The sequence below is a fragment of the Peptoniphilus sp. oral taxon 386 str. F0131 genome (assembly GCF_000090945.1).
Lineage (GTDB): Bacteria > Bacillota > Clostridia > Tissierellales > Peptoniphilaceae > Anaerosphaera > Anaerosphaera mikwangii.
The window spans coordinates 857,251-870,339 of the sequence record NZ_GL349422.1; the positions used below are offsets into that span (position 1 = coordinate 857,251).

The 13,089-nt window shown below is 30.6% G+C and carries 9 protein-coding genes and 1 rRNA gene; 5 read left to right on the forward strand and 5 right to left on the reverse strand.

Going from position 1 to position 13,089, the window contains the following annotated elements:
- Positions 1–133: 133 nt before the first annotated feature.
- Positions 134–249 (forward strand): 5S ribosomal RNA (rrf, locus tag HMPREF0629_RS04035).
- A 173-nt stretch (positions 250–422) separates the two neighbouring features.
- On the opposite strand, the gene HMPREF0629_RS04040 is transcribed toward rrf, so the two are convergent.
- Genes HMPREF0629_RS04040 through HMPREF0629_RS04050 form a run of 3 tightly spaced genes read right to left on the reverse strand, consistent with a single transcriptional unit; the run spans position 423 to position 4,640 of the window.
- A complete protein-coding gene (locus tag HMPREF0629_RS04040) occupies positions 423–1,844 on the reverse strand; it encodes an aminoacyl-histidine dipeptidase (protein WP_009222082.1) in 1,422 nt (473 codons plus the stop codon).
- Positions 1,844–3,058 (reverse strand): peptidase T, encoded by a 1,215-nt coding sequence (gene pepT, locus HMPREF0629_RS04045; RefSeq protein ID WP_009222083.1) that lies wholly within the window; start codon positions 3,056–3,058, stop codon positions 1,844–1,846. The genes HMPREF0629_RS04040 and pepT overlap by 1 nt, the downstream gene beginning before the upstream one ends.
- Before the next feature lie 55 nt (positions 3,059–3,113).
- Positions 3,114–4,640 (reverse strand): YfcC family protein, encoded by a 1,527-nt coding sequence (locus HMPREF0629_RS04050; RefSeq protein WP_009222084.1) that lies wholly within the window; start codon positions 4,638–4,640, stop codon positions 3,114–3,116.
- 271 nt (positions 4,641–4,911) lie between these two features.
- Between HMPREF0629_RS04050 and HMPREF0629_RS04055 the strand changes: the two genes are divergently transcribed.
- The 4 genes from HMPREF0629_RS04055 to ileS all read left to right on the forward strand — a co-directional run bounded on the left by HMPREF0629_RS04055 (position 4,912) and on the right by ileS (position 11,222).
- On the forward strand, positions 4,912–6,111 hold the full coding sequence (locus HMPREF0629_RS04055) for an aminoacetone oxidase family FAD-binding enzyme (protein ID WP_039856601.1): 1,200 nt from the start codon (positions 4,912–4,914) through the stop codon (positions 6,109–6,111).
- Positions 6,112–6,164: 53 nt separating this feature from the next.
- Positions 6,165–7,445, forward strand: a complete 1,281-nt coding sequence (locus tag HMPREF0629_RS04060) for an NAD(P)H-dependent oxidoreductase (RefSeq protein WP_009222086.1) — start codon at positions 6,165–6,167, stop codon at positions 7,443–7,445.
- 58 nt (positions 7,446–7,503) lie between these two features.
- Positions 7,504–7,917: an Rrf2 family transcriptional regulator gene (locus tag HMPREF0629_RS04065; RefSeq protein ID WP_009222087.1), complete on the forward strand. Its 414-nt coding sequence runs from the start codon at positions 7,504–7,506 to the stop codon at positions 7,915–7,917.
- 209 nt (positions 7,918–8,126) lie between these two features.
- Entirely contained in the window at positions 8,127–11,222 is a 3,096-nt protein-coding gene (gene ileS / locus HMPREF0629_RS04070) for an isoleucine--tRNA ligase (protein WP_009222088.1), read from the forward strand.
- A 369-nt stretch (positions 11,223–11,591) separates the two neighbouring features.
- On the opposite strand, the gene HMPREF0629_RS04075 is transcribed toward ileS, so the two are convergent.
- Positions 11,592–12,824: an aminopeptidase gene (locus tag HMPREF0629_RS04075; RefSeq protein WP_009222090.1), complete on the reverse strand. Its 1,233-nt coding sequence runs from the start codon at positions 12,822–12,824 to the stop codon at positions 11,592–11,594.
- 82 nt (positions 12,825–12,906) lie between these two features.
- A partial coding sequence (locus HMPREF0629_RS04080) for an aminomethyltransferase beta-barrel domain-containing protein (protein ID WP_039856603.1) occupies positions 12,907–13,089 on the reverse strand: 183 nt, incomplete at its 5' end.

The following is a 13,089-nucleotide window of genomic DNA, read 5'->3' on the forward strand; positions in this document are numbered from 1 at the left end:
GAAAAGATAAGACCCCTTGAAGAAAACGAGGTAGATAGGCTCAAGGTGTAAGAGCAGCAATGTTTTAAGCTAAAGAGTACTAATAGGTCGAAGACTTGACCAAGAGAGAAGAAAGATTTGTAGTTAAATGGTATCCGGTAACGAAAGTAAGAGGGAAACACCTGTAACCATACCGAACACAGAAGTTAAGGCTCAATACGCCGATGGTACTTGGCTGGCGACGGCCCGGGAGAGTAGGTATTGCCGGTTTGAATAAAGGTCTATGAATGAATATGTAAATATCGTTTATAGGCTTTTTTATTTTGTTTAAAATTATTAAAAATAAGCTGTATTAACAAATTAATAATTAAATCTTATAAATGCATAATAAAAACTCTTAATATAAATTAAATATTAAGAGTTTTTATTATTTGTATTTTTTATTACTTTAAGTTTTTTAAAAGTTCTAAGGTAAATTCATATACTCTCTTTGTAGATGGTATTGAAAGTGTTTCTTGAGGAGTATGTGCGCCTGAAATATCAGGTCCGATTGAAATCATATCTAAGTTTTTATATTTTATATAGAATACTCCGCATTCAAGACCTCCGTGGGTAATATCTATTGTCATTTCTTTTCCATACATTTCTTTATATAGCTTCATAGTAAGTGCTCTTAAATTGGAATCTTCTTTATATTCCCATTCAGGATAGTAGTTGGAATAGTTATATTCTACATTATATTCCTCTGAGATTAAATTGAATTTATTTTTAAATTCAGTCATCAAATCCCCTTTATTAAATCGCATTGAATTCCAAACTTCATATTTTCCGTTATCTTTTTTAGTTACTATTGCAAGATTAGAAGATGAAGCTACAAATGTTTTTGTTTCATCTGTAAATGAATTTACTCCTGTTGGGAGAGATAATAAATATTTTGCAAATTTATTTGTAGATTCTATTGATTGAGCTTCACTAGGTGTTTCTATTTCATTGTATATTATTTTAAGTTCACCTTCAATATTGCTGTATTTTTCTTTTAATGAAGTTATCAGTTCGTCAATACCATTTGTGTTCTTGATAGCAAGTTTAACTTTTCCAAGTCTTGGAATAGCATTATCTTTGGTTCCCACTATAAAGTCAACAAGCATAGAATCCTTTAAATTTTCTACAAAATCTGCCATTACAACAACCATGTTTCCTTTAGGGTTGGCAATTTCTACACCGCTGTGACCTCCCATAAATCCTGAGAAGTTGAATTCATAAGTTTTATATTCATTTGTTGGTGAAAGTTCAGGAGTGAAGTATGCCATATACAATTCTCCTCCGGCAGAGCCCACAGTCATTATCCCTTCTTCTTCAGAGTCTATGTTAATTAGATAATCACCTTTAAGAACTTTATCAGATAGAGCTTGTGCACCACCTAAATCTGTTTCTTCAGAAACTGTTACAAGAACTTCTAATGGTGCATGAGCAATTGTATCTGAGTCCAGTATAGCAAGTGCCATTGCTACACCTATACCATCGTCTGCGCCAAGGGTTGTATCATTTGCATGTAAGTTATCTCCATCTACTATAAGTTCAATAGGATCTTTTTCAAAATCATGAGTGGAGTTTTCTCCTTTTTCAGGAACCATATCCATATGTCCTTGTAAGATTACACCTTTTGCATTTTCATAACCTTTAGAAGCAGGTTTTCTGATTATAACATTATATGATTCGTCTTGTAAAACTTCCAAATTTCTTTCTTTTGCAAATTTTACAAGATAATCTGAAATTGCTTTTTCATTTCCGGATCCTCTAGGGATTTGAGATATTTCTTCAAAGTATTTAAATACATTTTTTGGTTCTAATTGTGAATATTCCATTATTTCGCCTCCAAATTTTCAATTATTTTAATTACTAAATCTTTTCCTTTTGTTAAAGAAGATACTGGAATAAATTCGTATCTTCCGTGGAAATTATATCCACCTGCAAATAGGTTGGGACAAGGAAGTCCCATATATGAAAGAGTAGCTCCGTCTGTACCACCGCGAATTGGTTGTATAATAGGTTCTATATTGAGATCTTTCATTGATTTTGATGCAAGTTCTATAATTTCCATATGTGGTTCAATTTTTTCTTTCATATTGAAATATGAATCACTAATATTAATTATAGCAACATTTCCATATTTTTTGTTTATAAATTCAACGATATTTGTAATTAATTCTTTCTTTTTATTAAATAATTCTATATCATGGTCTCTTATTATATAGAACATTTTTGTTTCTTCAACTGTTCCGTTAAACTCATCTAATAAGAAAAATCCTTCATAACCTTCAGTATGTTCAGGACGCTGAGCTGATGGAAGAAGAGAATTTATTTCTATTCCTATAAGTGATGAATTTAGCATAATATTTTTTGCAGATCCGGGATGAACATTTTTACCTTTTATTGTAATTTCTACACTTGCGGCATTGAAATTTTCATATTCTAATTCGCCTACAGGACCGCCGTCAATTGTATAAGCGAAATCTGCTGCGAAATTTTTAACATCAAATAAGTTAGCTCCCCTTCCGATTTCCTCATCAGGAGTAAAACCAACTTTAACTGTTCCGTGTTTTATAGATGGATTTTCAATTAAATATTCCATTGCAGAAACTATAATTGCAATTCCACTTTTATCATCTGCACCAAGTAGTGTAGTTCCATCTGTAGTTATAAGTCTTTCTCCGATTAAATTTTTGAGAAATGGAAATTCTTTTTCTGTCATTACATATTCATCATTAAGTTTTATATCTCCACCTTTATAATCAACAAATTTAGGATTGACATTTTTTCCTGTTAAGTCTGGAGCCGTATCCATATGAGCAATAAATCCTACTGTCGGAACATTTTTATTTGTGTTTGAAGGTAAAGTAGCATATACATATCCGTTTTTATCCATAGTTACTTCTTTCATTCCGATATTTGTAAGCTCTTCTACCAAGTACTTTGCCAAGACTAATTGGTTTTCTGTAGAAGGACATGTTTCAGAGCTGTCATCGGATGTAGTTTCAAAGGAAACATATTTTAAAAATCTTTCTACTATATCTTTCATAATCCACCTCATTTATAATTTTAAAAGATGTAGCCGGCATTAGCCGGCTGCTTTTTTACATAATAGTTTGAACACCAAGCATAGTTGCTGCAAATATTGCAAGTAGTACCATGTAAGGTATTACCCATTTTACCCATTTATCATAAGTTACACCAACCATTTGTAATGTAGGAAGTATTAATCCTGTAGGCGTTAAGAATGCCATCCAACCTTGACCGTAAGTGTATGCTGATACAATTACATCACGTCCTAAATTTACAGTATCTGCTAGTGGAGCAAATATAGGCATTGATAATACGGCAAGACCTGATGAAGATGGTATAAAAATTCCAAGGAAAGTGAATAAAATCATTTGTACTATTGAGAACAGTATTCCATTCATACCGTTTACAAGATTAGAAGCATAGAATAGCATTGTATCTGAAATAGATCCGTTATCCATAATTATATTAATAGCTCTTGCTACACCGCATACTAATGCTACTTGAATTAAATCTGCTGCTCCGTTCATAAATGTATTTACTGCTTCACCTTCAGTCATATTTGATAAAAGCATAATTAAGAATGCTGTTACCATAAATATTACGCTCATTTCAGTGAACCACCAGCCTTGAGAATAATCTCCCCAAATCATTACAGGGAATCCTAAACCAAATATTAAAAGAATAAGTTTTCTTTTTAGAGTAAATTCAGGAGCATTGTTTGAATCAAAGTTATCTAAATCAAATTTTTGTCTTATTTCAGGCATTTGGTCGGAAATAATCGATAAACTTGGATTTTTTTGAACTTTCTTTGCATAGCGATAGATGTAGATTAAAGTTAAAATAGAACCTAAAACAAGACCTACAGATCTTATAGGAAGACCAAGTTTAAAATTAATTCCGGCTGCTGTTGATGCTATTATAGTGGCAAACGGGTTTACTGTTGAGAACATTGTTCCCAATGATGATGCCATATAAATTGTTGCAATTGCTACCATGGCATCATATCCGCTTGCAATAAAAATAGGTAATAAAATAGGATATAATGCTATAGTTTCTTCTGCCATCCCAAAGGTTGTACCGCCGAGAGCTACCAGAGAGAATACTATTATAATTAGTATAAATTCTTTACCTTTGGTTTTTTTAGAAAGTGCTGCAATACCTGCATCAAATGCTCCGGTTTTGTTAAGAAGACCAATATTTCCACCAATTATCAATATAAATATTATAATGTCTACAGTATCAATAACACCCTCAATAGGAGATTTTAAAAATGCTGTTAATCCCTGCGGATTTTGTTCAATAGTTTTATAAGTACCTGGAATTGCGATAGGCTTACGAATATCTCCTCCTGTAAATTTTTCGAGTCCTATTGCTATGTTAAGCTCTTTTAAAGTATCTTCAGTTGCAGGTTTTTCGGTAACATTTCCTTCTTGATCGATAACTTCAAATACATTGCTATCTCCATCATAAGATAGACGTTGATATAGTCCGGCGGGAACTATAAATGTAAGTATTGCTGCAAGAATTAATACAATAAATAGTACCGTGAAGGCATTAGGAAAGGCCCTCTTTTTTTTCTTTTTGGTTGTTTCTGTCATTAAATATCACCTCATTTTTTTATTAAGAAATCTTTTATTATAACAAATTAAAGAATTTCTTAATTATATTTTAACCCTACTGTAAATTAAAAACAAGAAAATTATATAAGATAAATTAATAAAAATCTGTAAATTTAGCTGTTTGAAGTGTAAAACTATATCAGGTTTTAAATATATTAAAAATATCGATGTAAAATAAATTGTATTTCAAAATAAAGATGTTTTGCTATATAATTACATAAAAGATTATTTAATAGAGAGTGATTTAATTATGAAAGTAATTATAATAGGTGGAGGAATATCCGGAGTTTTTTGTGCAATAGAACTTGCAAGAAGAGGAAATAAAGTTGTCATACTTGAAAAAAAAGATAGAATTTTAAAAAAAATGTTAGTTACAGGAAATGGAAGATGTAATTTAACAAATATGGAACTTTCTTCAGATAAATATTTTGAGAAAAAAGAATTTGTTTCAAATGCTATTGAAAAATTTTCAAATATAGATTTTATAAATTATCTTAATACTATTGGAATATATACAACGATTGAAAATGTAAATAGAGTATATCCGATAACATTAAAGGCACAAAGTGTAGTTAAAGAATTATTAGATGAGCTTTATGATTTAGGAGTGGAGATTTTTTGCAACAATAGTGTTATATCAATAGAAAAAGAAAATAAGTTTGTTGTTAAAACTAATGAATGTTCTTATGAATCTGATAAAGTAGTTTTTGCAGTTGGAGGATCATCAACTCCAAATCTCGGTTCAGATGGTAAGAGTTATAAAGTACTTGAAAAATTGGGGCATAGAATCACAAAAATAATGCCGGCACTTACACAAATAAAATTAAATTCTAAATATTTGAAGCATTTAAGCGGAGTTAAAGTTGTTGGAAATGTAAAACTTATTAACGGTAAGAATGTAGTTGAAGAAGATTTCGGTGAGATTTTATTTACAGATTATGGAGTAAGTGGTCCTCCGATATTAAATATTTCCAGAAAAGTAAATTTTTATAAAAAAGGATTGAAAATAAAATTATCTATTATTAATAATGTTGATGATTTAAGTTTAATGAAAAATGAATTGTATAATAGGTATTATATGCTTTCTCATTTTGATTTAGATAGATGGCTTAGCGGAATAGTAGATAAAAAATTTATATATTATATAACAGATATCTTAGGAATGAAGAAAGAAACGTCTTTAAACATAATAGACAGTTCTGAATTTGAGCGATTAATTAATATATTACTTGAAAGTGAATTTGAAGTTTTGGGTAATAGAGGATTTGAAAATTCTCAAGTGAGTGTTGGAGGAGTTGCAACTGATGATATAGATGAAAAATCTTTTGAATCTAAAATTTTAGACGGGCTATATGTTATAGGAGAGGTTCTTGATGTTGATGGTATGTGCGGAGGATATAATATTCAATGGGCAGTATCATCTGCAATGCAAGCTGCCAGAAGTATGTAGCTTTTAAAACTAAATTTTATATGATATAATTTTATTTTAGATAAGGAGGCAGTATGTTCTATTTAAAAAAAGTTTTAGAAGAGCATGGTAAAATTTCAGTTGGAGTTGTTGGGGCTGGAATTATGGGTACATCATTAGTATCACAACTCGAAATAATAGATAATTTTATGCCGCAAGTTCAATCATCACGCAAAATAGAATCAGTTCTTGAATCTTTCAATAAAGCGGGAATATTAAAAGAAAAAATAAAAATTACAAATGAATTAGATGAGGCATTAAGATATATTGAACAAGGATATTATATAGCTACTACAAATAATGAAATTCCTGCAAAATTTACTGACTGTGTTGTTGACTGTACAGGAGATACAGAAGCCGGAGCACAAATTTCTCTTTGGGCTATAGAATCAAAAACAGATATTGTAACATTAAATGTTGAAATGGATGCAACTATAGGAGCATATTTAAAAATTTTAGCAGATGAAGCCGGAATAATTTATACAGGGTCTTCCGGAGATGAACCTGGAGCTATAATAGAACTGTTCGAGTTTTTAAAAACAACCGGTTTTGATATTTTGGTTCTTGGAAAAGGGAAAAATAATAAGTTAAATAATTATGCAATACCCGATGAACTTTGTGATGAAGCAATATCGAGAGGATTAAATCCAAGGATGTTAACATCATTTGTTGATGGAACAAATACAATGACAGAACTTAATGCAGTTTGTAATGCTACCGGTTTTGTTCCGGATACAAGAGGGTGTCATTGCTTTACAACAAGTCCAAAAGAAATTGCTAAAGATATTGATTTGAAAGAATACGGCGGTATGTTAAATAGTTACGGAATAGTTGATTTTGCGATGGGAATAGCACCGGGAGTGTTTGCAATTGTCAGGGCAAAATCAGATGTAATAAAGTCTGAAATGAAATATCTTTCAATGGGAGACGGACCTAATTTTGCAATATATAGACCCTATCATTTGACAAGTATTGAAGTGCCGAATTCAATTATAAGAGCTGTAGTTCTTAGGGACTCATCTATTGTTAGCATCGGAGCACCTGTTGCTGAAACTATAGCAATAGCAAAAAAAGATTTGAAAGCAGGAGATTTTATTGACGGCATAGGTGGATATTCTGTTTTTGGACAACTTGAAAAAGCAGAAATTCAGAAAAAAGAAAATTTGCTTCCGATAGGATTGATAGTTGGAAATGTTAGGCTTAGAAGAAATGTTAAAAAAGGACAAGCTCTCAGCTATGAAGATGTAATTTTGGATGAAAATTCTGTAATAGTTAAACTTAGAAGAGAACAGGATAAAAAATTTATATTGACGTAATATATTTAATATTATAGAATGTATCCATTATAGATTAGGATGGAGAGGAATATCTGGTATGAGAATTACACAAGAAACAGATTATGCATTTAGAATTTGTGGATATTTAGCTCAAAATGAAGGACAAGTAATTGGAGCGCCTAAGATAGCAAGTGAAAAGAAAATATCTGAGAGATTTACACTTAGAATTTTAAGAAAGTTAAATCTTGCAGGTATAACTACAGCAAAAAGAGGTGCTGCAGGGGGATACTTGTTAAATAAACCTAAGGAAGAAATTACATTATATGACATAATTGTTGCAGTAGATGGACCGATTATAGTTAATAAATGTATTGATTCAGAATGTGGAAGAGTATCTGACAGCCCTTGTGGATTTGTAGGATGTAAATTTCACAATAAACTTGCAGAAGTACAACAAACAATAGTAGATATGTTTAAAGATGCAACATTAGATAAGTTTATGGAGCGATGAAAAGACCGTTATGCTTGATATTTATTTTTAGAGAGTGTTCGCTTGGTGGAAGAACATAAAATTGAGCATATAGATCAGCTTGGAGCTTTTAGGTTAGTCGCCTTAAGACCTTAAGAGATAGACATCTATAATTAGGGTGGTACCGCGGCAATGTTCGTCCCTTTCTTTTGAAAGGGACTTTTTTTATATTATTTTTAAGGAGGAAAAAGATGAAAGTATTTAAAACACTTTCTAAGGAATCTGTAAAAGAAAGAGAAGAAAGTATAGCAAAATATTGGGAAGATATAGATCTTCTCCACAGATCCGTTGAGACAAGAGCTGGGAATGAACCTTATATATTTTTTGAAGGACCTCCTACAGCAAACGGTCGTCCGGGCATACATCACGTAATGGCTAGAACATTAAAAGATTTAACTTGTAGATATAAAACTATGAACGGCTATCAGGTAAAAAGAAAGGCCGGATGGGATACACACGGTCTTCCTGTTGAAATTGAAGTTGAAAAAAGACTTGATCTTCATAACAAACAAGATATAGAAAAATATGGTATAGCAGATTTTAATAAAATGTGCAAAGAATCTGTATTTGAATATGAACGTGAATGGAGAACTCTTACAAAGAGAATGGCATATCTTATAGATCTTGATCATCCATATATAACACTTGAAAATGATTATATAGAATCAGTTTGGTATATACTAAATAAGATGTTTGAAGATGGACTTATTTATGAAGGGCATAAGATATTACCATATTGTCCAAGATGTGGAACAGGTCTTGCATCACATGAAGTGGCTCAAGGATATGAAGAAATAAAAACAGAAACAGTAATTGCAAAATTCAAATTAGCTAATAAAGATGAATATTTCCTTGCGTGGACAACTACTCCATGGACACTTCCGTCTAATGTTGCACTTACAGTAAATGCAGATGTAGATTATATAAAAGTAAAGTATGAAGATGTAATATATTATGTTGCAAAAGATCTTGCATCTAAAATCTTTGATAAAGAGTATGAAATTCTTGAAACAATGAAGGGGAAAGAGCTTGAATTTGTAGAATATGAACAGTTAATACCATTTTTAACTACAAATAAAAAAGCATTTTTTGTAACTTGTGCGGATTATGTAACAACTGAGGATGGTACGGGAATAGTTCATACAGCACCTGCATTTGGAGAAGATGATTATCAAACAGGAAGAAGATATGATTTACCGGTATTAAATCCTGTAGATGAAGAAGGTAAATTTACAGAAACTCCTTGGAAAGGACAATTTGTAATGGATGCGGATCATGAAGTAATACATTACTTATATGATAATGATAAGTTATTCAAAAAACAAAAATTCTTACACAATTATCCTCATTGTTGGAGATGTCATACACCATTGATTTATTATGCACATCCATCTTGGTATATAGAAGTTACAAAGTTTAAAGATAAATTAATTGAAAATAATAATGATGTTAATTGGTTTCCTGAATTTGTAGGAGAAAAGAGATTTGGAAATTGGCTTGAAAATTTAAATGATTGGGCAATTTCAAGATCAAGATATTGGGGAACACCACTTCCGCTTTGGAGATGTGAATGCGGTCATGTTGAGTCTGTAGGTTCGAGAAAAGAACTTGTAGAAAAAGCGGTGGAAGATATAGATGAAACTGTTGAATTACACAGACCTTATGTTGATGATATACATTTAACTTGTCCTCATTGCGGCAAATCTATGACAAGAGAAAAAGATGTAATTGACGTATGGTTTGATTCAGGCGCTATGCCTTTTGCTCAATGGCACTATCCATTTGAACATAAAGATGATTTTAATGAGTTATTTCCTGCAAATTTTATCTGTGAAGGTATAGATCAAACAAGAGGTTGGTTCTACTCACTACTTGCAATTTCAACTTATATGACAGGAGTTACTCCTTATAAGAATGTACTTGTTAATGATTTAATTCTTGATAAGTTCGGTAAGAAAATGAGTAAGTCTAAAGGTAATACAGTTCAACCATTTGAATTATTTGATAAATACGGAGCTGATACAGTTCGCTGGTATTTAATGTATGTATCACCACCATGGGCACCTACAAAGTTTGATGAAGACGGATTAAGAGAAGCTGAATCTAAATTCTTCAGATCACTTAGAAATATATATAATTTCTTTAGTCTATATGCAAATACAGATGAAATAGATCCGCGTGAATTTAAAGTTTCTTATGAGAATAGAGATGAAATAGATAAGTGGCTTCTTTCAAAATATAATAATCTTTTGCTAAATGTTAAGGCTGATATGGAAGTATTTGAGCTTACAAGAGTTGTAAGAAATATTCAAGACTTTGTAATAGAAGATTTTTCTAACTGGTATATCAGAAGAAATAGAAGAAGATTTTGGAAGACAGAAATCGATGATGATAAAAAAGCTGTTTACAATACAACATATGAAGTTATGCTTGGAATTACAAAAGTAATAGCACCTTTTGTTCCGTTTATAGCAGAAGAGCTTTTTAAATCTCTCACAGAAAATGAATCTGTTCATCTTGAAATGTATCCGCTTGCAGATGAGTCATTAATTGATACTAAACTTGAAGAAAAAATGGATTTAGTAAGAAGCCTAGTGGCACTTGGTCGTGCTTCAAGAGAAGAAGTTAAAATAAAAGTTCGCCAACCACTTTCAAAGGTAATAATTGATGGTAAATACAAAGAAATAATAGGCGATTTAACGGATTTAATAAAAGAAGAATTGAATGTTAAAGAAGTTGTATTTGAAGAAGATTTATCCGTATTTATGAATTATGAATTAAAGCCAAACTTTAAAGTGGCAGGTTCAATTCTTGGAGCAAAAATTAAAGAGTTTGGAAATGTATTAAAGTCAATAGAACCGAAAAAATTTGTATCAGACTTGAAAAATGGCGCTGTAAATATGGTTCTAAATGGAGAAGATACAGAGATATTAGAGGATTATGTATTAATAACAATAAAGTCTAAAGAAGGCTTTGATGTAATGATGGAAAATAATTTATTTGTAATACTGGATACAGAACTTACAAAAGAATTAGTTGAAGAAGGATATGTTCGTGAGTTTATTTCAAAGATTCAGCAACTTAGAAAATCTGAAGATCTTGATGTGCTTGATAATATAGTAATATCTTATGAAGCTGATGATGAAGTAGTAGAGGCAATAACAAATTATACAGAATTTATTAAAGCGGAAACACTTGCTCAAGATATAAAGAGAGAAGGTTTTGAAGGAGAATCTGTTGATTTGAATGGACATGACTCTAAAATAAAAATAGAAAAACTCAATTAAATAATGAAATTAAGAAGTTAATGTACTAATATTAGTATATTAACTTCTTTTTTATAGTAATAAAATTTATGCTTAAAGATTTTAAAGTAATAAGAAAATATACTTATTTAAAAACTTTAACAACATCAATTTTAAATAATTATATTGATAGCATTAAGCTAGGAATATGGAATACTGAGCATATGCCATGTATTAAAGAGAAAAATATATTGTTAAAATGAAAGGAATATAAGTAATATTATAATAATTAAATAAAATGATAAGCAGCATATTTGAAAAAAGAAAAACCGACATTTTTGAATGTCGATTTTAAATAAAATTATATCTTTATATAAATTATCTGTTTTAAAAATTATCAAAATTTGTCAACTAAATTACAAAATTTCCATCTTTAAATATTTGAATTCTTTCTCCACTTTTGCTTATTCCTACAATATTTGTTGTGCTATCTCCAATCATAAAGTCAACATGTATGATTGAATCATTAGCACCATTTTTGATAAGTTCTTCCGTACTCATAGATTCGCCTCCCTTAATACAAATAGGGTATGCTTTTCCAAGAGCTAAATGGCATGATGCGTTTTCATCGTAAAGTGTATTGTAGAATAAAATTTTTGTATTGGAAATTGGAGAGTGATATGGAACTAATGCAACTTCTCCGAGTCTTCTTGAGCCTTCATCCGAATCCAGCATATTTTTTAATGTTTCATATCCGATTTTTGCATCAAAATCAACAACTACTCCATCTTTAAATTTAAGATAAAAGTCATCTATTAAATTTCCGTTGTAGTTGAGAGGTTTTGTGTTGTAGACTATTCCGTTTACACCATCTCTATGCGGCATTGAAAATACTTCTTCAGTTGGCATATTGGCAATGAATTCTTCGCCATACCTGTTAAATTCACTTGCACCTGAAAATATATGATTTTCCGGTAGTCTTATTTTTAAGTCTGTACCATTTTCACTATGGTATTCAAGAAATTCAAATTGTTTTTCATTTAAGAAGTCAGACCATTTTTTTAGATTATTTGAATGAGTTTCCCATGCTGATATAGGATTATCTTCCGTAACTCTAACTGTATAGAAAATTGTGTCCCAAAGTTTTTTAACAGCTTCTTCTTCACTTAAGTTTGGAAATACTACTTTAGCCCAACTCGGAACTGCAACACCTACAACACACCATGAACATTCACTATTCATCATTTTTTCGCTGAAAGATTTTAAGGCTATTGACTTTGCTTTGACAGCGGCTTTAACTTTTTCGGGATTTACATCAGAAAGCAAATTGGGATCATCACCTGTAATTGATAAAAATTTAGCTTTTTTTTCAATATATCCATTTTGTTCATCAATAAAATATTGTGGAATATCGCTTAAAGTTTCAATACTTGCATTATTGTATCTTATTTTAGCTAAATTTTGGTCAGAATAATTTACAAAAACATCTTTTGCTCCTGCTTCAAATGCAGTTTCTGCAATTAAGTTAATAAACTCATAGGTTTCTACCGGACCTCTAATTACAAGCAGATCATCTTTCTTTATTTTAAGTCCTTCTCTTATTATTAAATTTGCATATTTTTTTAGATTTTCTTTAAAAGACATTAATAATCACCTCATTAAAATTATAGCATATTATAATTAACAAAATATATAAGAATAGGGTGCAAATTTTTCAAATTATAAACTACTTTATTATTCCCGATCCTAAACAAATATCTCCTTGATAGAATACAAGAACTTGTCCCGGGGTTACACCTTTTAACGGATTTTCAAATATAACTTTAAGTTCATCATTTTCTAAATATACAGTCATATTTTCATCCTTGGCACGATATCGTATTTTTCCTGTACATTTAAGTGGAAATTT